Annotated in this window: 23 protein-coding genes and 1 pseudogene; 11 read left to right on the forward strand and 13 right to left on the reverse strand. The window is 45.8% G+C overall.

Features of this window, described 5'->3' with window-relative positions; genetic code table 11:
* Positions 1–629: 629 nt before the first annotated feature.
* Together Q0986_RS16865 and Q0986_RS16870 are read left to right on the forward strand one after the other, a co-directional pair.
* Complete coding sequence (locus tag Q0986_RS16865) at positions 630–1,661, forward strand: diguanylate cyclase (RefSeq protein WP_366918612.1); 1,032 nt, start codon at positions 630–632, stop codon at positions 1,659–1,661.
* A gap of 126 nt (positions 1,662–1,787) precedes the next feature.
* Positions 1,788–2,225, forward strand: coding sequence for a secondary thiamine-phosphate synthase enzyme YjbQ (locus Q0986_RS16870; RefSeq protein ID WP_299413078.1), 438 nt, complete (start codon positions 1,788–1,790; stop codon positions 2,223–2,225).
* Between the two features lie 30 nt (positions 2,226–2,255).
* Here Q0986_RS16870 and Q0986_RS16875 read toward each other — a convergent pair whose 3' ends face one another.
* Positions 2,256–3,254, reverse strand: coding sequence for a Fe(3+) ABC transporter substrate-binding protein (locus Q0986_RS16875; RefSeq protein ID WP_366918613.1), 999 nt, complete (start codon positions 3,252–3,254; stop codon positions 2,256–2,258).
* Positions 3,255–3,564: 310 nt separating this feature from the next.
* Between Q0986_RS16875 and Q0986_RS16880 the strand changes: the two genes are divergently transcribed.
* Positions 3,565–4,131: an alpha-ketoglutarate-dependent dioxygenase AlkB gene (locus Q0986_RS16880; protein WP_366918614.1), complete on the forward strand. Its 567-nt coding sequence runs from the start codon at positions 3,565–3,567 to the stop codon at positions 4,129–4,131.
* Positions 4,132–4,313: 182 nt separating this feature from the next.
* Positions 4,314–4,595, forward strand: coding sequence for a hypothetical protein (locus tag Q0986_RS16885; RefSeq protein WP_299413090.1), 282 nt, complete (start codon positions 4,314–4,316; stop codon positions 4,593–4,595).
* A 194-nt stretch (positions 4,596–4,789) separates the two neighbouring features.
* On the opposite strand, the gene Q0986_RS16890 is transcribed toward Q0986_RS16885, so the two are convergent.
* The 6 genes from Q0986_RS16890 to Q0986_RS16915 form a co-directional block, all read right to left on the reverse strand.
* Complete coding sequence (locus tag Q0986_RS16890) at positions 4,790–6,283, reverse strand: serine protease (RefSeq protein WP_299413093.1); 1,494 nt, start codon at positions 6,281–6,283, stop codon at positions 4,790–4,792.
* Positions 6,284–6,379: 96 nt separating this feature from the next.
* Positions 6,380–6,967: a COP23 domain-containing protein gene (locus tag Q0986_RS16895; protein ID WP_299413096.1), complete on the reverse strand. Its 588-nt coding sequence runs from the start codon at positions 6,965–6,967 to the stop codon at positions 6,380–6,382.
* A 504-nt stretch (positions 6,968–7,471) separates the two neighbouring features.
* Entirely contained in the window at positions 7,472–7,609 is a 138-nt protein-coding gene (locus Q0986_RS16900; RefSeq protein ID WP_299413099.1) for a hypothetical protein, read from the reverse strand.
* 293 nt (positions 7,610–7,902) lie between these two features.
* Entirely contained in the window at positions 7,903–8,178 is a 276-nt protein-coding gene (locus Q0986_RS16905) for a hypothetical protein (protein WP_299413102.1), read from the reverse strand.
* Between the two features lie 207 nt (positions 8,179–8,385).
* Positions 8,386–9,492: a chlorophyll a/b binding light-harvesting protein gene (locus tag Q0986_RS16910; RefSeq protein WP_299413105.1), complete on the reverse strand. Its 1,107-nt coding sequence runs from the start codon at positions 9,490–9,492 to the stop codon at positions 8,386–8,388.
* Between the two features lie 79 nt (positions 9,493–9,571).
* On the reverse strand, positions 9,572–10,264 hold the full coding sequence (locus tag Q0986_RS16915) for a tetratricopeptide repeat protein (protein WP_299413109.1): 693 nt from the start codon (positions 10,262–10,264) through the stop codon (positions 9,572–9,574).
* 427 nt (positions 10,265–10,691) lie between these two features.
* Between Q0986_RS16915 and Q0986_RS16920 the strand changes: the two genes are divergently transcribed.
* Positions 10,692–11,306, forward strand: coding sequence for a hypothetical protein (locus Q0986_RS16920; protein ID WP_299413112.1), 615 nt, complete (start codon positions 10,692–10,694; stop codon positions 11,304–11,306).
* A 207-nt stretch (positions 11,307–11,513) separates the two neighbouring features.
* Here Q0986_RS16920 and Q0986_RS16925 read toward each other — a convergent pair whose 3' ends face one another.
* Together Q0986_RS16925 and Q0986_RS16930 are read right to left on the reverse strand one after the other, a co-directional pair.
* Positions 11,514–12,425 (reverse strand): FkbM family methyltransferase, encoded by a 912-nt coding sequence (locus Q0986_RS16925; protein ID WP_299413116.1) that lies wholly within the window; start codon positions 12,423–12,425, stop codon positions 11,514–11,516.
* Positions 12,426–12,484: 59 nt separating this feature from the next.
* On the reverse strand, positions 12,485–13,291 hold the full coding sequence (locus tag Q0986_RS16930) for an alpha/beta fold hydrolase (protein ID WP_299413119.1): 807 nt from the start codon (positions 13,289–13,291) through the stop codon (positions 12,485–12,487).
* 357 nt (positions 13,292–13,648) lie between these two features.
* Here Q0986_RS16930 and Q0986_RS16935 point away from each other — a divergent pair, with 357 nt between their 5' ends.
* Positions 13,649–14,260, forward strand: coding sequence for a hypothetical protein (locus tag Q0986_RS16935; RefSeq protein ID WP_299413123.1), 612 nt, complete (start codon positions 13,649–13,651; stop codon positions 14,258–14,260).
* 55 nt (positions 14,261–14,315) lie between these two features.
* On the opposite strand, the gene Q0986_RS16940 is transcribed toward Q0986_RS16935, so the two are convergent.
* The 3 genes from Q0986_RS16940 to Q0986_RS16950 form a co-directional block, all read right to left on the reverse strand.
* On the reverse strand, positions 14,316–14,477 hold the full coding sequence (locus tag Q0986_RS16940; RefSeq protein ID WP_299413127.1) for a hypothetical protein: 162 nt from the start codon (positions 14,475–14,477) through the stop codon (positions 14,316–14,318).
* A gap of 369 nt (positions 14,478–14,846) precedes the next feature.
* The gene (gene petE / locus Q0986_RS16945) at positions 14,847–15,248 is read right to left on the reverse strand and encodes a plastocyanin (RefSeq protein WP_366918611.1); all 402 of its coding nucleotides are present in this window, start codon (positions 15,246–15,248) and stop codon (positions 14,847–14,849) included.
* 253 nt (positions 15,249–15,501) lie between these two features.
* Positions 15,502–15,936, reverse strand: a complete 435-nt coding sequence (locus Q0986_RS16950) for a hypothetical protein (protein ID WP_299413135.1) — start codon at positions 15,934–15,936, stop codon at positions 15,502–15,504.
* Between the two features lie 271 nt (positions 15,937–16,207).
* Between Q0986_RS16950 and Q0986_RS16955 the strand changes: the two genes are divergently transcribed.
* From Q0986_RS16955 to Q0986_RS16970, 4 genes are all read left to right on the forward strand, one after another.
* Positions 16,208–17,248, forward strand: coding sequence for a class I fructose-bisphosphate aldolase (locus tag Q0986_RS16955; RefSeq protein WP_299413139.1), 1,041 nt, complete (start codon positions 16,208–16,210; stop codon positions 17,246–17,248).
* 151 nt (positions 17,249–17,399) lie between these two features.
* A complete protein-coding gene (locus Q0986_RS16960; protein ID WP_299413144.1) occupies positions 17,400–17,858 on the forward strand; it encodes a hypothetical protein in 459 nt (152 codons plus the stop codon).
* 54 nt (positions 17,859–17,912) lie between these two features.
* Positions 17,913–18,776 carry a class I SAM-dependent methyltransferase gene (locus tag Q0986_RS16965; RefSeq protein WP_299413147.1) on the forward strand — a complete coding sequence of 288 codons (864 nt, stop codon included), beginning with the start codon at positions 17,913–17,915 and terminating at the stop codon, positions 18,774–18,776.
* A 123-nt stretch (positions 18,777–18,899) separates the two neighbouring features.
* Positions 18,900–19,631 carry a hypothetical protein gene (locus Q0986_RS16970; protein WP_299413152.1) on the forward strand — a complete coding sequence of 244 codons (732 nt, stop codon included), beginning with the start codon at positions 18,900–18,902 and terminating at the stop codon, positions 19,629–19,631.
* Between the two features lie 43 nt (positions 19,632–19,674).
* Here the strand turns inward: Q0986_RS16970 and Q0986_RS16975 are convergent, their stop codons facing one another.
* Positions 19,675–20,040, reverse strand: a complete 366-nt coding sequence (locus Q0986_RS16975; RefSeq protein WP_299413155.1) for a VOC family protein — start codon at positions 20,038–20,040, stop codon at positions 19,675–19,677.
* 258 nt (positions 20,041–20,298) lie between these two features.
* Between Q0986_RS16975 and Q0986_RS16980 the strand changes: the two are divergent.
* Positions 20,299–20,820 (forward strand): annotated as a pseudogene (locus tag Q0986_RS16980) (histidine phosphatase family protein); the annotation flags it as partial.
* Positions 20,821–20,919: the final 99 nt, after the last annotated feature.

Consider the following 20,919-nt stretch of genomic DNA (forward strand, 5'->3'; position numbering starts at 1 on the left):
TCGAAATGTAAATTCTATCAAATCTTATACAGAGAAAGGTTTTCAGATTAGTTCATAAAATGAAACTTAGTTGATCCTTTTTAGCCAACTCTACTTAGAAAGACTGTTAGTGATGGCAAATAAAGGGAGTATTGTTGAAATGATTGATGAAATATCTCACTTCCAATCTGTAAATTCACAATACAAGGGTTTTTGTCAGAAAGTTCTAGATTGGGCCGAAAAATTCGAACTCGCTGAAATTCAAGACTATTTCAACCAACTGCTGAGATAAATTTCCTGACTTTAATCTGTATGGTTTAAGTCTTTTTTTTATGAATAAATATTCCATTTTGCATAGCTCGATCAGTAGAGCGCGCGATATCCTCTGTCTTTAGCAAGACTGATGGAATGGAATATCAGAGATATACTAGTAATTATCAGCGAGTGTAGTAAAAGGCTGCTGGTAACTCAAATTGGGGCATATTAGAATATATTGATTTATGCAATGCATTCTAAATTTAAGTATTCTTGCGGATTTTGTTCATTCCATTTCCCTGCACAATGGAAAAGTCGAATCATCCTAATCTTGGGCTTAGATCTATCTGGATGTGCTATTGACTCTCACCAATCCAGTCGAACTCACTAAGGCTATGCCTGATTCCTACGAAACTGCAAATATTCTCATCGTTGATGATGTCCCGACAAATCTGACGATTTTGGCTCAAACGCTAAGGGATCAGGGATTTACTGTATGGGTCGCTACCAGCGGAGTTGCTGCTTTAAACCAACTTGCCCATGGTTTACCGGATTTGATTTTGTTAGATGTTCAAATGCCAGAAATGGATGGCTTTGAAACCTGCGTAAAATTAAAAGCCGATCTCCGCACTCAAGATATTCCCGTTATTTTTATGACGGCTTTGAGCGAGCAGGCCAATAAAGTGGAAGGGTTATCCTTAGGAGCCGTTGATTACATCACTAAGCCCTTTCAGGAAGCAGAAGTCCTAGCAAGGGTGAAAGTACACTTGAGCTTACGAGAACTCACTCAAAGTTTGCAGCGGGAAATTGAAGAACGCAAGCGCGTAGAAGCGGAGCTTGCTCAAGCCAACGCTTCTTTACATCGCCTAGCCTATATGGATGGCTTAACCCAAGTCGCCAATCGCTATCGATTTGATCAAGATATAGAGCAAGTCTGGCGAAGATTACAGCGTGATCATGAGCCTCTATCGTTAATCTTATGTGACGTTGATTATTTCAAGCTGTTTAACGATCATTATGGTCATCAAGTCGGAGATGACTGCTTACGACAAGTTGCCCATGCCATTCAGCAGTCTGTCCATCGCCCGGATGATCTGGTTGCCCGCTATGGGGGTGAAGAATTTGCAATCATTTTGCCAGCCACCCATGCCCAAGGGGCAGAACAAGTCGCCCTTGCGATTCTCCACCAGGTTTTTGAGCTGAATATCCCCCATGAGTTTTCTAACATCAGCCCGCAAATTACCCTGAGTTTGGGGCTGGCAACGGTTATCCCTCAGGTGGAGCAGTCCTTGGATGATTTAATCGAATTAACAGATAAAGCGCTGTATCGGGCCAAGGAAGAGGGCCGCAACACGTATTGTCATCATGACCTTTCGCAATCGCCCCCCTCTCTGAATTGCTCACCTTCCCCTCTCTCTCTCCATTAGACCCAGCATCCTGTTGGCGCTGAAATCAACACAATGCTCTGAAATTGAGGATGTCTGGCAGGAGCGAGCCGCCGCTCAGCGGTCAGGACGGTGTATCTTAAGTGAGGTCTGTCTCTGAATGGTTTTATGGTGATTGTGCATAAAATTCTGGATCTCGAAACGGATCAAGATATTGGCATTTATAACCTATCTCCTCAGATTCAAGCCTGTATTGCTGAGAGTTCAGTGCAAAATGGTCAGGTCTTGATCTGTTCTCGACATACCACGACTGCGTTGGCGATTAACGAGTATGAAGAGCGATTGTTAGAAGATATCAAAGGCTACTTGAGACAACTGGCCCCTGCCCATCAACGATACCTCCATAACGATCTACATCTTCGGGATGTACCCGAAGATGAGCCTGAAAATGCCCATTCTCACCTGATGGCGATTACCCTCTCTTCCAGTGAGGTGGTTCCGATTGTCGCCGGTCAATTAGCGCTGGGCATCTACCAATCGGTGCTGTTGTTTGAACTGGATGGCCCTCGTTACCGAACTGTATTTGTGCAAATTTTGGGGGAATAACGCAGGTCTGGGGCACTCAGATCAGCCACATCACTGCCAGCCTGCCCGGTCTGCGATTTTGGTTGCCTCTAAGTTGTTTCGGCCATAGGCGCTGACATTGACGGTATCGGCTTTGAATTCACCGTAGGCTTTGAGTGCAGATGACGGCTCTATATCGATGACAGCAGGATATTCGTTATTGGCTTCTGCAAACACTTTCTGGGCCTCTGGGCTGGTCAGATATTCCATAAATGCGATCGCATGTTCTTTATTGGGGGCATTGGCCACCACCCCCGCACCACTGATATTGACATGTGTGCCTCTGTCGTCTTGATTGGGGAAAAAGACGCCGACCTTCTCAATGACCGCTTTGTTCTTCGCATTGGTCGATTGGGCTAAGCGGGCCACATAGTAATGATTAACAATGGCCACATCACATTGACCTGCTGCCACTGCCTTGATTTGATCCACGTCTCCGCCTTTAGGTGGGCGCGCCAGATTGGCCACCAGTCCTTTGGCCCATTTCTCTGTTTCCGCTTTTCCCTTGGATTCAATAAACGACCCTAACAGCGATTGATTATAGATATTGTTTGAACTGCGAATACATACCCTCCCTTTCCAGGCCGGTTCCGCTAAGGCTTCATAGGTGGATAGGTCTGCGGGTTTCACCTTGGCTTTGTTATACACCAACATCCGTACCCGCTTAGTCAAACCAAACCACAAACCATCGGGATGCCGGAGACTTTCGGGGATTTTCTGATTGAGGGTCTCAGAATTAATAGGTTGCAAGAGTTGAGACTGCTCTGCTCGCCATAAACGCCCGGCATCAACCGTAATTAATACATCTGCCTGAGGATTCTTTCCCTCATTTTTGATCCGCTCTAACAGTTCGTTATCTTTACCTTCTAAACGTTGGACCTCAATTCCAGTTTTCTGGGTAAAGTCTTCATATAAAGCTTGGTCAGTATCGTAATGACGGGCTGAATAAACACTCACGACTTTACCGTTGCCACTGGTTGGAGCGTTTTGGCCAGTACACCCGCTGACCATGGCAACCAGCAATAGACTTCCAATGCTAAACCTAGAGGATTGAGAGATATTAAAAACCATTTTGCTTCGACTGGTTAATGCCAAGTATTCTTATTTAATATCGAAGCTTTTACGCTATCGAAATCTGCTCACCTCTGTCAAGGTAACTAGGCAATGCTGGTACTAATGTAGATTGTAGATGCGTAAATTGTCCCAAGCGTTTGTGCTCAAGAATACAAGCTGCTCAAGCGCCCGGTCACTCAGAATTTAGCGAGCCTTATCCCCTCTCACACTCATGCGACGGTTCAACGCACAGACCCAACACTTACAGATGGTAGATGCGGATGTCTGGTTTTATCCTGGCTCCTTCACGTTGGCAGCGTGCAGCGCTATATTTGCCGCTCTCCAGCACGAGATTACCTGGCGACAAGACTCAGCGACCATTTTTGGTCGTCGCCACCTGCTCCCCCGGTTAACCGCTTGGTATGGTGATCCAGGCAAATCCTATCGCTATTCTGGCATTCAGATGGAACCCTTACCCTGGACACCGACATTACGCCATATCAAAGCCGCCATTGAGCCCATCGCTCAGGTTGAATTTAATAGTGTGTTGTTGAATCTATATCGCCACGGTCAAGACAGTATGGGGTGGCACAGTGATGATGAACCTGAACTAGGCTCTAATCCAGTGATTGGATCTGTTAGCTTTGGTGGTTGCCGACGATTTCTCTTCCGGCATAAAGCGGATCGAGCCATCCCGAAGGTAGAACTCAAACTGACGAATGGTAGCTTTCTACTGATGCAAGGCCCCACCCAACATTGCTGGCAACATCATATTCCCAAGACCAAGCAACCCGTGGAGCCAAGGATTAATCTTACCTTTCGAGTGATTCACTAATGGACCAGTCGCTGTGGCTGGGTCCATCCCCTTGAGAACATCATGCCGTCCATTGTGCACACTGGCCCCATGCGAACGGACCCCACTGTCCCCAATATGCCAGGGGTATCAACTGTTGCCCTGCCCTTCATGTATGGGATTATGACTTTAGGATCGTTGATATCCCGCTTGGAGTTTCAACCATGAGTCATTTAAATATCGTTGACAAAGAGTTCTACGCCATTTATGAGCAAGACAGTGGCAAGCCGCTTGTTCGACTGATCAAGGCCGAAGATCCTGATGATGCATGGGAAATTGCTGAGACCTTGGGAAACAACTTAGTGGATGTAGTGGATATCCCTCCAACGGGGGACGTCGAGTTTGCTGAGGAAGAAATCGTTCCTAAAACCTGGCAATTGGAGCGGCAGGAATTCAATGTTGATTGGAACGATCGGATTGCGAACAAGCTCGGCGGAGCCGAATGATCCCGTAAGCTAAACGTCTGAATGCCTTCGTGTTAAGCAGGGTGGGACCCCGATTCCCCTGTGACTTGAGGTGTGTTGCGTCCAGCATCAAACAGCGATCGCAACTCTCATACCAACCTGTGAGTCGTCAAGGAACAGGCTCCCAACCACGCTGAGATGAAGGGAGCGGTAATGAATCATAGGAGGAATTTAGATTAAGGCAGACGTTTCAGTAGATTCAACCATTTGGTCGCTTCTTTGTAAACTTCAGTATGGCCTTTTTGTTGTGCCAGACTGGCGCTTTTTTCCAGATCGGCCCGTCCCTCATTTCTTTTACCGCTAAGGGCTAGCACCGTTCCACGATTCATATAAAACAACGCATTGCTGGGAGCCAGCTTGATGGCCTGTGTAAAATCCTGTAATCCACCTGAAATATCTCTCAGATTAGCTCGTCCTAACCCTCGGGCGCTGTAGGCAAACGCTGCATAGGGAGAATTGGCATCCAGTTTTAAGGCTTCATCTGCATCCGCAATGGCTTTTTTCCACTGCTGTTCTTCAGTCATAAGATTGGCACGCAAAATATAAGGCATCGCATTTTGCGGATCTAATCTCAGGGCTTGGTTAATATCTGAGGTTGCTCCCGATGCATCTTGCAAGACAAAACTGAGATAAGCCCTAATGGTGTAAGCATCACTTAAGTTTGGGTCCAAGCGAATCGCCTCATTGATATCCTGTTGTGCAGCCAAAACAATATCGCGATTCTTGCTAGACCGCCCTTCCAAAAAACTCCAACCAATCGCAGACATCCGGGCATCCGCCCTTAATCGATAGGCATCCGCAGCACTAGGATCCGTTTCAATGGCTTGATTGAGAACGCCTAAAGCCGCCTCATTATTGCCTTGATAGAGTTGATTCCCACTCTGAGCAATCAAGTCATCAATTTTTGAGGATTTGGCAGTCGTACGAGCAGCTGGCGCTTGAGCGGTCACACCCTGCAAAGTGAGATTTAATCCAGACTGAGGTGCTAAAGCGAGGAATGTATCAATGGGAATCCCCAGATTATAGCCAACCTTGACCACTACATCTGGATTACGGGTGCTTTCTTGGCGATCCGTTTCGCCTCGACCATGAATGCCCACTAACGTTCCTTCTTCGCTCAGTACCGGCCCCCCAGACATTCCAGGCAACGTATTGTTGGTATAAATTAATCCATAACCGTCATTTTGCTTGACCTGGGAATTAGCAGAGATAATCCCCTGCTGAAACAACAGGGTAGGTTGTGTAATCGCCGTTCCAGTTAACGGCCACCCGGCGACATAAGTGGTCATTCCTCGTTGCGATTGACTGGAATCACCCAAATTTGCCACTTGATAAGGCTTGTCACTTCTAAATTGCACAACGGCAAGATCGACACCAGGTAATTTTTTCACCTGTGTATAGCTCAAAGCGTGGCGCTGGTTATCCGGTGTAATCACTTCATACTCATCATCTGTTGCCACGACATGAGCTGCCGTCAGGACAAAATAGGTCTGGTCTTGCTTGGCAATCATGACGCCTGACCCCGGAGCTTGCCCATCAATCCTGACGCTAATCTGCTCAGCAATACCGGCAACCTGTGCAGATGTTAGCGCTAGCACAGCTGGCGACGGCACCACCACGATTGCTGCTGCCCCAACGAGGACCGAGGGGATTCCATAACCCAATTTCATGTTCAAACTCCTCCTGCCTCAGCAGGGTTATCCAATCCATCTTTATTACTTAAATTCATTGCCAGCCAACACGGTGCTGCGATTCAGTCCAGTGAGTTACCAAATAGCGTCTGGTTGAGGTTGTGGGGATGGAGGCGATGTCTCAGAGGGTGGAGACGGAGCTGTGTTTTCAGACGGAACTGAGTGGGTGGAAGTGGAACTAATGGTGGGTCTAGAGTTCAAAAACTGATCCATATTGATGTAGATGCGACGATGGGTCTCATTGAGTGGATTACTGGACGCCCGTACTCGTAAGTCCATCAATTTCTGTAGTGTTCTACCGGGGTTACTCCCTGGTTTTAGGGTAAATAAAACCCCCGTGCATTTTTGCGCAGGAGCAGGCGCAACGCAGACAACATTTTGCCGAGACTCTTTATCCCAGCCAGTAGTGAGATAGTTCAGTGATCCATCTCGGTAATATTGCTCAAACAAACTCGATACTCTTTGGCAACGTGCTTCTGGCGTCCATCCTGAACCAACAAAATGGTCTGATGTCCACCGAATGACAGCCACAAAGCCTTGCTTGGTTTTAGCAAGTGTCGTGGGTGTATTTTGATTTTGACCACAGCTAAATCGGGGTTCACTGGCTTGTGCTGGGGAACGACTTACGCCTACAGTCGCACTCACAACAATGAACAATGTCATCAAAGATATGATCGGGTAACGCTTCATAGTCAAATCCAAGCATGAACAGCGATATGTAGAAAGCAACAGACTTGGATATGGCAGCTACTTGAGGGAGAGAAATCCTGCACCTGCCACTCACTTCCAACATTGACTCAGTTTAGAAAGCCGAGACAAAAAAATCAATATCTCTCTCCTCTATATGCTCTCCATAGAAAATTCAGAGCTGTGATGATCGGCTCTTTTAGCAGTTTTAAAGTACTGAAATATTGTTTTTATATCTCTAGCTCATATAAATTTAGGCTTGTTTCAAAGATTTAAATGCTTCAGGCTGGGCTATGGTGACTTTTGTATTTCAGCACGGCGCAAGTCGTTCTTGCGGTTGATTATTCTTTGCATATCGATCAAGATTGTAGATTAAATATTGCGGGCTGAGTTCACCACCCCGCATTCTGAAATGAGTGAATTCAAAGATCTAAAACCAATCTCACTTTTAAAGCCTGAGGCAAGACGATCTCATATTTTTTAGGTTTCACCCATCAGAAAAGCGACAGGAAAAGCACTGCCAATGGAAGTAACGGATAGCTTGCGATCGCAAAATACCGAGCAGCAAACCATCAATCCTGACCGTACCATTTGCCCCTCACGATGCGTGGCGTTCATATCTCATCTGTGGGCAATACCGTTGAGGATACCAAGCTCACCCAAGTATACGAAGGCACCATGGTGAATGTTGTGATCTTGTCCGTCTACGCTGTTCTGTTCAGCATCCCCGCCAACGCCATAACCATCTCGCCATGTAGAGCTAGGCGAGATCGATAGAGTTATCAGGATATCAAAGACTTGAATGGTCGTTTGTTGACTTGCCCCCGTTGATTGCTATTCCACATCGATGCATGCATAGGAGCGAGACCGCGAGTGGATTCGAAGCAATGATTAGCGGGGGCCAATGGATGTTATTGGGCAGCGACGTACCCTGCGGTGATGGATAGAAACACTAGCGTACAAAAGACCCAAAGGAAGAACATTGCACCGATCACAAACCGAGGTTCTTCGGGTAGAGCTTGAGTGACTGCTGCAGTGGGTATTTCAGGTTCGGGAGCAGCTTGTGGCGTGACCGCCTGCGCTTCGGTTGGCACCGCTACAGTGTCCTGTGTGGGTGAGGCCGTTTCCTTGGCTGGTTGCTCCGCAGCAACGTCAGAATTCGCCGTGGCCGTCTGTTCGTCTGTCATAGTCTTACCTTTGAGTGGATTAATATGAGTGATGGACTAAAAGAAACTGAAGTGGGTTTCTCAACGGTTGGGTGGATCACGCTGATAGGCATGATGATTTCCAGATCGGAGGAACCATCATGCCATCGGCTTTATCTGTAACTCTGTAACAGAGAGCAAAATTGACTGTAGACTGAGTCGTATTCTTTGCGCTTAAGCTTGAAGGAGTTACTCTCCAGTGGGTTGTGTTCCTTCCATCGGGGGTTGCGAAGACTCAACCTTAAAAGCATTTGCAAGCGCTTGGGGAAGATTCTCAAACTTGACCCCCATGGCTCGTAAGCTATGGAACAAATGCCCTTGCAAACAATAGAACGCTAAATAATAGGTGACGTTCGATAACCAAGCGCGGGAACTATACACACCATCCGCTAACTCCACAGAGTCCTTAAAGTATGGCGTCAGGTTGAATTTCACATCTAAGGCGGCTCCGTAAAATTCAACGGGATAGACAAAGGTATTGACCGCGCAGAAATAGGCGGAAATAAATCCCATGATGGCAACACCACCCAGGGATAGACCAATCAAGCCATCTGGGCTATAAATATCTTGTCTAGCGCCTAGCTGCTGGTCCCAACGGAAGGGGGCGACATTAATATGCCAAAGTCCACCGACGATATCAAAGATGCCAATTAGAATATGGCCCGCTGCTAAATCGCCTAAATTATCGATAAAAAACGGATTAAATCCAGGTGTAGACCAACCGTACTGATAGATATGAGCAAAATTTTCAAGGGTAGGAGTGACGGCTTGGACATCCCCAACGGTGGGATCATAAATACCGTGATTGATCATCCATCCTGCAAATAAGAGCGATGCAAAACCGATAAAGAGCAGGTGATTGCCTAAGATATATCCCAATTGTTTTGGATCATCCCAGTCAAAGGCAAAGTTCTTCGTGTTGCCGCGTCCGCCTCTGGACAAATCCGAGGGGCCAACGGCCAAGTGGTAGTAGCCACCGAATAGCAACACTAAACTAGCCACCCAATGCACATATGCGATCGCTAAATAAGGAAACGTACTGGTGACCATACCCCCTGAGCTAACCCCAATCCCTTCAGCCGCCATATGGGGGATCAGTACCAGCCCCTGCTCATACATCGGCAGGCTGGGGTCAAACACTTGTAGCTCAGACAGCGTGTCAAGCCCAACCCAAAACATAATAATGGCAGCTTGAAGAATATGAGCGGCTAGCCATCGTCCTGAAACAGAGGGGTCTAGTAATCGGCTATTCCCTGCATACCAGGGATATTCTTGGTTTTCAATCGAGGATTCCATAGTAGTCTTCCAAAGATAGATATAAGAAAAATAGAGAGATATAAGACAAAACAAGGGTTTTGAAAATCTCGGCTTCTTGTCAACGCGTGACAAGTGCGATTCGAGGTTCTTTCTGAGGGGGAATAAAATCTGGAAACTGATGTTGTGTAGACTTGCGATGATGCAGCTTTTCAAGAACAACGTGGCGATATTGCTGGGCCGCCACATCATTGGGGTCGATCGCTAAAGATTTCTGGAACGAAGCTAGAGCTTCTTCATACCGCTTCATTTTGATCAGAGTATCGCCTCTGTTATTCCAGGCCAGAACTTGTCCACTAAATCCCCATTGCTGATCACCTAATATAGCCATATCACAGGAATCTAAGGCTTCGTTATAGCGGCCTAAAACACTGAGAATGCCACATCGATTGGCCAAACCCAGAGAGTAATCAGGCTTCAGCAATAGAGCCGTATCGAAGGAACTCAAGGCTTGGGTGTATTGGCCAAAATCGAATAGTTTTTGACCATGATTGATCCAAGTGGCAGCAGTATGGGGATTGATTTTTAAGGCTTGCTCACAGGCAGCCAGGGCCTCTTGTCCCTGCATATGCTCGCATTGCTTAAACCAGTAGATAAATTCTTTCTGGTCAAAGGAGGGTTGGTGTGTGGGCTCACTCTGATAAGGGGATTGGCTATCTGCCAAAGCAGGTGCAGCCATCGTCGCCGATGAACCGATCAGAAGAATCAGTCCTGATATCAAAAGCGTGATTAAACTGGTAGCGATACGTTTCATCAGTGCAGGTTATCTCCATCGGCGCTAAAGGCTTGCATGGATACTCGAGCAGTCAAGCGAGGGGCTTGGCAACTGTATTCGAGATAAGGGCTAGGCTTGCGATCCCGTTAATAAAAAATAGGGAACTGAGTGCTTACAGCTCCCCTTGCCATGTCTCTGAGAGGAGAACATTTTTTGAGCGATCATTAATCGTCAGAATAGTTTTATTGATATTGACTGTCAACAAGTTTCTGCGATTTTTGTAACAATACTCAATAAATAAATAAATATCTGGGCAGGGTTCCCGGAAAATTAACTTAGAAATCTTGATGAATCAAAGTATTCATCGCTACAAAATCTCAATCGGATAACTTTGATCTTGTTAGCAGTGTTATGCAATTATTGAGATCTAATATCAATAATTTTATTGTGCAGAGGAATATCACGGATGATTTATAACAGTCTTAAGCGTTTAGCGATCGGCGCTATAGGTGTCGTTTTCAGTCTTCTGATGATCACCAGTCCTGCATGGGCCACCACTTACTCCTTCAAAAGTGCAGGCAACATTGGAGACGAGGGCGTCATTTCTGGCAAGGTTACCTATAGCAAGGATGTGGTGCTTGATGCGTTGAACAGTGGCAAAGATCTTGAGGGATTAGCCGGTAGCCTAACCATTAATGATCTAGGTAAGGACGCTAAGTTTTCTTTTGAGTATATTTCTCCTCACACAGGGGTTAAACATACAGAACAAACCATCTGCAACCGGAATATTTACGATCTGGATAACGGACAAGAAGGCAATTACTCCATTGGAGGACAAGATGGTCCTTTCTTTAGTTTTGATGGTGGCGGCAACCTGTATTTAGTGGACTTCAAATCTTGCGTGGGTGAAGAGGGGGGGTTAGCCAGCTCTATCTCTAAACGAGATCCCAAAATTGCCTATAGCGAATTGGATGTGCAATTTAGCCAATATAAGTTAGCTGAATTTGACTATATCGGTAATAAGCCCCCCAGATTTATCCAAAAGAATATCAAGATTAAATTTGAGCGAGAACTGGCCTAGAGTGCTCCCCTTATCAATCGCTTTTGTTAGTTAGGGGTAGCAGCTGACTGTCCATACCACCATCTTCACTGATGGTGGGAGTATCGCCTGTTTCAAGCTTGGGCAGAGGCTCAGTTTCTCATACTGGTATTATCGAAGCCGCTAATGCCAGGCATAGCAACATACCCCTAGCTACCTCATATAACAGGTCTCACTTGTGGTTAAGACTTAATCCATCCACCAGTCTTCATGGATTTTTCTCAGTTCAATATTACTGCTGATATATGGACTGTCTGCCGTAACCCGCATTTCCTGTGCCTGTAGAGGCTGCGAAAATAGAGATAATATATCTTGCTTTTCAGAGTCTGTCAGGGCAGAATTTCTCACTGAATTGACTGCGAAGTCTAAGTTTTTATGGACACAACAAAATAATATTAACTTCAATAATTCCTCTTTTGAACAGATGGACTGCACATCTCTAACGTACGCGACATCAAACTCAACTAACTCTCCCCCAAGATCAGCATTATATTCACAGAATATGAGCCTGAACCCTAAAGTATTCAGTAAGCTATGAATGTCTGGGAATAAAGGTGCACCGGTATATATTTCTCTCAACTGTGTTTCTAAAAATATGCCTATAACACGATTCAAGGCTGTTTTCCCACCTTCCAATGCTTCATATTCAGCACCTTGAATATCAATCTTCAAAAAGTCAGGTGGACATGTTTTATGTCTCGTTATAAAGTCATCAATTGATATGGCCTCTACAATCTTCTTGTCAGTTATTTTAAAGAAATCAAAGGACAAGTACTGGCTTAACAGATCTTGGTTGGGCGGATAGAAGGAAGAACACCCTGGATGTTTAGTAATATATATTTCTCTTGGACCTGTGGTTTTAGCAATAGCGTAGGGCCAGACCTCTGTTACACCTGACTTACTATTGCTTCTGAGATTCTCTGCTTCCTGATGATCCGCTTCAAAACCAACTACTTTAAAATGATGGAGTTTCAGTAAGTCTTGATACAAGTAATGGACTCCATACCTAACACCAATATCAAACATCGTGAGTGGTAGGTGAGGATAATTTCTATTCAGCCATTGAATAAGTTCGTGGGTATATTTTTGCTCAAATTCCATAGGCTGATGGTTTGCAGTCAAGCGTTATGCCAAGCATTAATTGGATTAGGAAGAGTCCCTTAATCTAAGAACTGATGTTGAAAAAACTCTGAAATTTTTGCAGATACCTCTGGTCCACTCACATCTAATAGCATTACATGCCCCGAATCATCAAACCAAGCGGTTTCAAGCTCGGTCGGAATATGTCTGTGCATCATTCCGAGAACGATGGGCGGCACTGTTGGATCATTGTGGGAGTGGACCGCCAATACTGGACATCGAATCTCAGACAACCGGCGACGAGCATGGCCACTGAGCTGCCAAAGTGTCCTCAGTGCTCGGGAGTGATGAAAGTCGTAGACGGGGAGATAAAACGGTTCTGAAGACGGAGCCTCCATTGTGAAGTTTGCCCAGCTTAATAGTGGGATTAAAAGTTCAGCTTTGCGAGGCAGTCTCAGGGCTGGCGCGGCTACAGCACAGGCATCTAGTAATCCCTCCGAGGCCATTGTTAGTGAGATCGCACCTCCCATTGAAAATCCGAACATGCCAACACGAGAATAGCGCTCCCTTGCCTGAGCAATTTCTTGTCGCGCTGCAGTCAGCATCCCCTCCAGCGTGATCCGTGAAAATTCTTGTTCCTGCTTCGAGCGTTCTCGATAGCCGTGTCCCGGGAGTAGAGGGGCAACGGCAGGGATATTCCTATCTGAGAGAGCAGATACTGCTGGAGCCACTTCATAGGGATTTCCTGTAAACCCATGCATGCAGATGACTAACGCATCAACAGGGTGGCTGGGTTGTCGGCACTGTGGTTTGGCTTCAGGAATCAACTGCGCTTCAATATTAGGTGGAAGGGGTGTAAATCCTGAGAAATATGATTGCTGCTGCATAGGTTCAATATCATACCTATTCAAGCGGATAAGACATGCATGGCACCAAGCCAACTAAAGTTTAATCCTTCTGAGTTTGCCTAGATTCACAACTGCAAAAATTAGCTGGTTCGACGGGGCTAAGACCGCAAAGATATAAGTCCTTTGCGGTCGTCCCTCTAAACATATTCAAGATTTCAGACTGATCATCAATGTGAATACTTACGAATTTTTTTGAGCACAATACTTCGGTTACACCAATTCAAGCTTTCTCTCATTGCAACCGCCCACCCCACTCTTTTTTCTCCCATGATTAAAACTTCTAAAATTTACACTCCCATACTCTCTTGTTTGATGATAGGAATCATGCCTGGAATCATGGATGCATGGCTATTGCAGCAGTTTAGTTCGCAAGTTGCTGTAGCCAGTCCCATCTCTGCCAATAACCCTCGTAAACCCAAGCTAGCTTTATCAGACTTACCGACTGGATTTCGAGAAGTTCCAAGACCGATCAACTCACTGATCCGTGGTGCCATAGCTTCAACTATGCAGAACCACTTTAGTAGCAATGCCATCCAGATCGGAGATCTAACCACTTACATGAATCTAGATCAATGGACGCTGATCATTGGGTTTATTACCCCGCTTGACAACCAAGAAGCGGTTCATATATTTGATTTAGGCTTGGAACAGCCAGCCGCTCTAGAAACGTTTGCTACAGGGATAAAGAAGAGTAACCATTTTTTAGGCTCAGTCAATATTGTTGAGAAAAAAGTTGTCCCTGCTTTATCAAATCAGGTTGGCCAGAGTTCCACTGGCATGACAATTACCGCCAACGCAAAACAGATATCCTTATTTTCTGAAATGGTTGCTTTTCGCAGAAATAATTTTGGGGCAATGCTAATTATTGGACGCCTGCATGACCGCATCCCCGCTACGACTACCTTTAAACTTGCCCAAAAGTTTGACAGTAATCTATTGAATTTTTAGGCAAGTTTATATCAGGATAAACTTCAGTAGCATTGATCAATGTCTGGGCCAGGAGTTAAGCCACCACGGTTTGTGGAACATGACCGAGATAGGCGACAGGGGTTGAAACAGGCTTGAGCGGCATAAGTGCGGGGAAACTTAAAGCGATCGCAGTGGGAAGCCCGTAAGCCATGACGATGACCATCAATCGTTGTCTGAACGGAGTAAACGGAGCCATACTGTCCTCCTGCTTGATCAGCATGATGGAAACTTAGAAGGTTGATCTTTGACCTTTTTCCCTTCTGTTTTTAGCCTAAAAAACATCGATGAGCCTGGATGTGAGACCTGTCACAGAGAATGTATGAGCTTGATCAATTCGAGAGTGACTGAAACGGAGGGACATCTTGTAGAGTCAGGCTGTCTCAATACTTTCAACTGCTACCTCTAAGAAATGTTGGTTTATGAAAAATTGCGATCGCAGGTTTTATCTACCTAAAATTAAGACCAGCCGGATGGCCTTAATTCAAACCTATCCGGCTGGTACAAGCCTATAAATTGAGCAGAAAATACGTTGGCGCGATAATCGTAATGACCCAGTTGGCAAGGACTAACCTTGAACGGTAATTTTACCGACCATTCCTGCCCCTCGATGAGGTTCACAGTAGTAGGAATAGTTCCCTGGCGCTGCATCAGCAGGGAAGGCAACATCGAATCCACCGGACATGGTAAACGCTGAGTGAGACAAGCTACTGACATCTCCAGCAGAGTTCCCTGGATCAAACACTACATTGTGTGGTGGCACTCCCGCCACTTCGTAATGAACGGTATCGCCTGGTGCAATAGTGATTTCGGCAGGTTCGAACACTAGCATGCCAGCAGCTGACCCCATTTGCACAGTAGCTGTTGCGGCAAGAGCGGTTGAAGATCCTGGCAAGAGCCCACCCATAATCAATAGCACTGCTATTAGAGCGGTAGCAAACCTCAGAAGGAAAGACTTGATAAAGCGCATTGGTTTTCTCCAAAGCTGAATTGAGAAAGTACGACAAGCTGTCATACTTAACCATAACACTGCTTCTTTTAATTGAGAACTACTTTTAATAATTTAATCGCTCGCTACAGATAAATACGGCTAAGCACCTTTCCCAACCCGTGTTTCACTATCTATCGTTGGCATCTATTGAACATCCCGACCGATGGATCTAGAGCAATCACTCCTGCACAGCGTGTTGCAGGCTAGCGCTTTCTTAAACGAGCGCCTCTATCTAGCTGAGACGATGGGCACAACCAAACAAGGCATACACATCATAAAAAAACTGCTCTAATTGCTGTCTCGCTAATAATGTGGGAGGTGATTTGCCATCAAAATTCCACGCATCCACGGTTGAGCATCGCCAATAGGGTTCGGTATAGGTGTAGCCCATCGATTCAATGCCAACTAAGCGGGCATCAGCAGATTGTGGATTATCTGAAAAGCGGATTTGAGTGAGTACACAGTGGCTGTGGCAAGTCGGATGCCAACCTGGGAAATGGAAGCATAGATCAATCGAATGAGGATCGATTAAATATCTCAAGGCTGGGTCATTTATCCAAGGACTCAAATCTGGATGGGCATCTAGAAATTGTGCCTTAAATAAAGACACAATGCGCGAGATCTTGCTGAGCATTTCATAGGTATCTGCATGGTCAGTGGCATTCACAGCTCATCACTCCGGCTAGTTTTTATGAGAGTTATTCTCAAGAATTAAAGTTTTATTTTTTGCTTGAGTACGATATTGCAGCGAAATATCGTTCTGCGTGAGTGGCTTACTTCTAGCTTCTATAAGTCATTTCAGCGATATATCTAACGATGAAACGGATAACTAAGCTGCCCATTAACTGGGCAGAGCACTTGACAATCTAATTTATTATTGACAGTTATATCAATAAGTAAGAGATGTTTTTATCTCTATGCATTTTAGGAGGTCCGATATGAGTACCCATGCTCAAGAGTTAAAAACGACGGCTCAGGCCTTAGTGGCAAAAGGCAAAGGTATCTTGGCCATTGATGAAAGTAATGGCACTTGTAATCAGCGTTTTGCCAATTTGAGCATTCCTACGACCGAAGAGAATCGCAGATCTTATCGCAAATTAATTTTAACAACGCCTCAGCTTTCAACGTATATTAGTGGCCCCATCTTGTTTGACGAGACGATTCGGCAGACGACCCGAAATGGTAAGCCCTTTGTGCAAGTGATTACTGAAGCGGGCATGATTCCTGGGATTAAGGTAGATACCGGTGCCAAAGATTTGGCTGCTCATCCTAGGGAAAAGGTCACGGAAGGACTAGACGGCCTGCGCGATCGCATTGCTGAGTACTACCGCATGGGGGCTCGTTTTGCCAAATGGCGGGCTGTGATCACGATTGGCGAGGGCATTCCCAGTCAAGCCTGTATTGATGTTAATGCTCATGCCTTAGCGCGATATGCGGTGCTTTGCCAGGAAGGGGGCTTGGTGCCCATTGTCGAGCCTGAGGTCTTAATTGACGGCGACCACACTCTAGAGCGGTGTTACCAGGTGAGCGATCGCACGCTCCATACGGTCTTTGCCCAGCTTTATGCCCAAGGTGTGGCCTTTGACCAAATGATCCTTAAGCCCAGTATGGTCATTGCAGGTAAAGATTGTCCCCAGCAGCCTAGTGTTGATGAGGTTGCGGATGCCACCATTCGGTGTTTACGTAAAAACCCGCCAGCTACGGTGGCAGGGGTTGCTTTCTTGTCCGGTGGCCAAAGTGCTGAGCAATCTGCGGCCCATCTTAGTAGTATGAATGCCCGCTATCAGTCTATTTGCCCCTGGCCCGTCACCTTTTCTTATGCCAGAGCGATTCAGCAACCTGCTTTAGAGCATTGGCGGGGGGAAGGACAACGTGTTGCAGAAGCCCAACAGCGGTTGCTACATCGCGCTAAGTGCAATAGCGCTGCGAGCTTAGGTGACTATAGCTCCGAGGTCGAACGAGAGTTAGCGCTCGTATAAATATTGCTCTTCTTACGCAGATCCACTTGATCCTTAACACAGTCTACGTTCCCTGAGGAGTTACCGCATTTCTCAGGGATTTTCTTCTCTCGCAATCGCTGACGTCATCTCCAAGCCGTTGCTTTTTTCACCCTTTACCAGAAAAGTGATCATGTCCCATTCCATCAATATTTTATTTGGATTCTTAGGGGGAACGATTTTATCGGTTGAAGGTGGCTATAAAGTGCTTCCCCACCCCCTTCCTGAACGAGTTTTTCACCGTCTTGCAGATGCCAAATGGTTTTTGGCACTCCGGTGGTGCGAGCAATTTTCAACGCCAGCGGGGATATTAACGAATGTCGGCCAAATTTCATTTCACAACGAATCCGCTCTGACCTTAGGTGCAGATGGATTTATCCCTCCTGATCATCGCTCCACTATTTTTAAACTCTGTTTACCACTCAAGCCCTTAGAGAAGGCGTTTTATGGCATTCCTGTCACTGACGGTGTATTTTGTCGCTCGATGGAAATCCAGGGTGTTGAAATCGATCCACGCTATGGCAAAGTTGCCCTGGTTCGCGAATGTCGACCTAAACAGTCTTTTGTCTCGCCAACTACTCTCTCTGTTTAATAGTCCTGCCATACCTCATTCCTCGATCATAAACCGCAAGCATTGGAGGTTGCTATGACGTTAGCCCAGACGGTCCAGTTACAAGGGGTTCCTGAAACCCTGATGATTACCCTCTATGCTCGTGCAGTTGAAGGTCAACGAGCATGTCCTGTTCTGCATGATCCAAAGGCAGTTGAAATTTTCAATCACCTGGATTATGACTGTTCTAAATTTGCACAAGGATGGGCATCACAATTAGCATGCGTCATCCGAGCTAGACAGATGGATCAGATTGTTCAAAATTTCATGAATACCCATCCCTATGCAGTGATAGTCAATTTAGGGGCGGGCTTATGCACGCGGTACTCACGGTTACAAACAGCTCATGTCCATTGGTACGACGTTGATTTCCCCGATGTCATTGAACTGCGACGACGGGTGTTTGGAACCTGCAATAGTCATTGTCAAAATGGAGAGCATCATAACTATTTAGTGGCTAAATCAATTTTAGATTTTACCTGGATGGATGAGATTGACCGTGCGCCCAAACAGCCAATGATGGTTATCTATGAAGGGGTGGCCATGTATCTTACAGAAGCGGAGAATCAAGCTCTCTTACAGCAGATTCAAGCTCGATTTGGCTCTATTGAAGTTTTATTTGATGTGATTAGTCAAGGAACTGCCCGGAGTACTGCAAAACATGACACGGTCTCCAAGACTAGTGCTGAGTTTAAGTGGGGCATCAACCGCTCCCTAGATCTAGAAGGTTGGGGACCAGGCTTTATCCTCAAGCGAGAGGAGTTTTATCTACAACACTTTTTGGATGATTTACAGCGATTACCAACCGTTTGGCGCTTGATCAGTCGAGTCTTTCCAGCTTTACCTATGAGACTGTTCAGAAATTCAGGACGGATCGTAGGACTGCAAGTTGGACTGTAATCAAATGGCTGGGTAGGCAACAATACCAATAGCTAAGATGATTGACATCTAGCCCAGACTGTCAAGCCGCTAAGGTACTGCTTGCCTGGTGCTAATATCAAGCATCAGAGCAGACAAAAGATTATGATTCGCAAACGTCTAACTCAAAGTCTGTTATTTCTGGGTGCCTTTACTGTCCTAGTCGTAGGGGCCTTGAGCGTATACTTGCATCAGCAGCTTACTCAGGTACCGAACAATTTACGGCTCATTCCTTTAAATGACAATACTTTCAAGCGCCACCAATTGCTGAAAGAAGAGGCCTTGGTAAGCGTTCAACGCTTGTCTGCCAACCTTCGACAACAAGATGGTTCAGTGGTTGCTCGATTGAGTGCGGAAGAGCTGAATGCCTTTTTTGCCTATAGTTTGGCATGGAAGCTTGAAGGCCAAGGTGTCGATCAGGTTCTCAAAAGTACTCGGGTTGAAATCAAGGACCAAACGTTGAAAACAACGACCTTGTTGGATCTCTCTCAGCTTTCTATGGAACAGTTACAGGGGAACACTCGCCTGACGTTATTACGCCGCCTGCTCCATCTGCCGAGTGTAAACGACAACCCCATTGCCGTGACTGTAGAAGGACAACCCACGGTTGCAAATCGCAAATTGGTGTTGCAGAATCCGAGGGTCAGTATTGGAACCTTACAATTCTCAAGAGCCAATGCGACGCAATGGTTGGGAGTCTCACCTGCAATGTTTCATGAGAGCCTTGATCTAGAGTGGAGCAATTTGCCTATCGAGCTACGAAGGATTCGTATCGTGTCTGAATCACAGCGTACTGCCCCTCTCATTCAGCTTGAGGGACAGTTAACAGCCTGGTGAGCAGCAGTAGTTTCTTGCCAGTTTTTGGTGATGCGAAGGGGAGTTAAACATTTTCAGCGATTCGCCACAATACACCGCTAGGATCGGTCAGAGTAAATTCTCGCATTCCCCAGGGCTGCTGTTGAATCGCGCTGAGTTTGACGTTATAGCGTTGAGCAAGATCTTGTTTGTGAATATAAATCCACCATGCTTCTATATCGGTAACTAACAGGTGCATCATCAAGTTCTTCGCGAGTTCAGCATTGTAGTAGTCTTGGAGCAAGAAGCTGCAAGTACCATGGCAGAAATAGGCAATACCATGACCTGATGACTTTAAGGTAAAGCCCAGATCTTGATAAAACTGTTGTGATCGATCAAAGCTGTGCGCAGGGATAAAAGCTTTGATTTCAACCGAGTCTAATGAATTCATCGTCATCTATTTCACAGACGTAAGCATAACAATGGCTAGAGCAGACGAGTTTAGCTAGATCTCGCTATTGATTCAAACGATGCGAGCATTTTGCATTATTTATTAATTTTAAGATATTAACTTGGTGCTTAAATCATGTATATCGCCTTTCTACAACTCGAATTTCACTATATTTGAGGCTTATCTGACTCCATGAGCCTTTTTAGTAGAGATGCTAATATTTCTCATTAAGATTAGATATGAGATTGTTCAAAAATCATGAGACAACCGAACCAAGCCATCAAGCTAATTTTGGCCCTTGGACTCACTGCTACGTTGGCAGCCTGTGGCGGAGAGACTGCAACCACTGGAGATCCAAGCCCTAGCGCTGAAAGTTCACCGCCTACAGAATCCCCAGAAGGAGGTGAAGAGGGCAAAGAGTATAGTGAAGGCGAAAAAGCGAATGCAGAGTTTAAAGATAAATTGAGCGGCGCTGAACTCTTGAGTGCGTTGCAAGAGGGTGGACATGTGATTTACTTCCGCCATGCTCAGACTGAAAAAGACTATGCTGACCAAGCGGATCCAGAGATGAAGCTGGATGACTGTGAGACTCAACGGAAGCTCAACGACGTGGGTATTCAACAGTCCAAAGATATTGGAGCCGCGTTTACCGAGAAGAAGATTCCAGTGGATCAAGTGATCACGAGTGAGTATTGTCGAGCTTGGAAAACGGCAGATCTAGCCTTTGGCAAGCATGAGAAGAATCCTAAATTGAACTTCTTGCCCTTTGAAGATTATACGGGAGTTATAAGTATTTCTGGTGTATGAGGCCGTAGATAAAAAAAGGCGTATCCTTCTGGACAAGCAAACGTACAGAGAGAATACACCATGACTCAAGAT

Origin of the sequence: Acaryochloris sp. IP29b_bin.148, from assembly GCF_028285565.1 — a bacterium.
Lineage (GTDB): Bacteria > Cyanobacteriota > Cyanobacteriia > Thermosynechococcales > Thermosynechococcaceae > Acaryochloris.

What these genes read in the sequence shown, in the direction of transcription:
- Q0986_RS16865 (WP_366918612.1), top strand. Translation starts at nt 630, where the DNA reads ATGCCTGATTCCTACGAAACTGCAAATATTCTCATCGTTGATGATGTC.
- Q0986_RS16870 (WP_299413078.1), top strand. Translation starts at nt 1,788, where the DNA reads ATGGTGATTGTGCATAAAATTCTGGATCTCGAAACGGATCAAGATATT.
- Q0986_RS16875 (WP_366918613.1), bottom strand. Translation starts at nt 3,254, where the DNA reads ATGGTCAGCGGGTGTACTGGCCAAAACGCTCCAACCAGTGGCAACGGT.
- Q0986_RS16880 (WP_366918614.1), top strand. Translation starts at nt 3,565, where the DNA reads ATGGTAGATGCGGATGTCTGGTTTTATCCTGGCTCCTTCACGTTGGCA.
- Q0986_RS16885 (WP_299413090.1), top strand. Translation starts at nt 4,314, where the DNA reads ATGAGTCATTTAAATATCGTTGACAAAGAGTTCTACGCCATTTATGAG.
- Q0986_RS16890 (WP_299413093.1), bottom strand. Translation starts at nt 6,283, where the DNA reads ATGAAATTGGGTTATGGAATCCCCTCGGTCCTCGTTGGGGCAGCAGCA.
- Q0986_RS16895 (WP_299413096.1), bottom strand. Translation starts at nt 6,967, where the DNA reads ATGACATTGTTCATTGTTGTGAGTGCGACTGTAGGCGTAAGTCGTTCC.
- Q0986_RS16900 (WP_299413099.1), bottom strand. Translation starts at nt 7,609, where the DNA reads ATGAACGCCACGCATCGTGAGGGGCAAATGGTACGGTCAGGATTGATG.
- Q0986_RS16905 (WP_299413102.1), bottom strand. Translation starts at nt 8,178, where the DNA reads ATGACAGACGAACAGACGGCCACGGCGAATTCTGACGTTGCTGCGGAG.
- Q0986_RS16910 (WP_299413105.1), bottom strand. Translation starts at nt 9,492, where the DNA reads ATGGAATCCTCGATTGAAAACCAAGAATATCCCTGGTATGCAGGGAAT.
- Q0986_RS16915 (WP_299413109.1), bottom strand. Translation starts at nt 10,264, where the DNA reads ATGAAACGTATCGCTACCAGTTTAATCACGCTTTTGATATCAGGACTG.
- Q0986_RS16920 (WP_299413112.1), top strand. Translation starts at nt 10,692, where the DNA reads ATGATTTATAACAGTCTTAAGCGTTTAGCGATCGGCGCTATAGGTGTC.
- Q0986_RS16925 (WP_299413116.1), bottom strand. Translation starts at nt 12,425, where the DNA reads ATGGAATTTGAGCAAAAATATACCCACGAACTTATTCAATGGCTGAAT.
- Q0986_RS16930 (WP_299413119.1), bottom strand. Translation starts at nt 13,291, where the DNA reads ATGCAGCAGCAATCATATTTCTCAGGATTTACACCCCTTCCACCTAAT.
- Q0986_RS16935 (WP_299413123.1), top strand. Translation starts at nt 13,649, where the DNA reads ATGGATGCATGGCTATTGCAGCAGTTTAGTTCGCAAGTTGCTGTAGCC.
- Q0986_RS16940 (WP_299413127.1), bottom strand. Translation starts at nt 14,477, where the DNA reads ATGGCTCCGTTTACTCCGTTCAGACAACGATTGATGGTCATCGTCATG.
- petE (WP_366918611.1), bottom strand. Translation starts at nt 15,248, where the DNA reads ATGCGCTTTATCAAGTCTTTCCTTCTGAGGTTTGCTACCGCTCTAATA.
- Q0986_RS16955 (WP_299413139.1), top strand. Translation starts at nt 16,208, where the DNA reads ATGAGTACCCATGCTCAAGAGTTAAAAACGACGGCTCAGGCCTTAGTG.
- Q0986_RS16960 (WP_299413144.1), top strand. Translation starts at nt 17,400, where the DNA reads ATGTCCCATTCCATCAATATTTTATTTGGATTCTTAGGGGGAACGATT.
- Q0986_RS16965 (WP_299413147.1), top strand. Translation starts at nt 17,913, where the DNA reads ATGACGTTAGCCCAGACGGTCCAGTTACAAGGGGTTCCTGAAACCCTG.
- Q0986_RS16970 (WP_299413152.1), top strand. Translation starts at nt 18,900, where the DNA reads ATGATTCGCAAACGTCTAACTCAAAGTCTGTTATTTCTGGGTGCCTTT.
- Q0986_RS16975 (WP_299413155.1), bottom strand. Translation starts at nt 20,040, where the DNA reads ATGAATTCATTAGACTCGGTTGAAATCAAAGCTTTTATCCCTGCGCAC.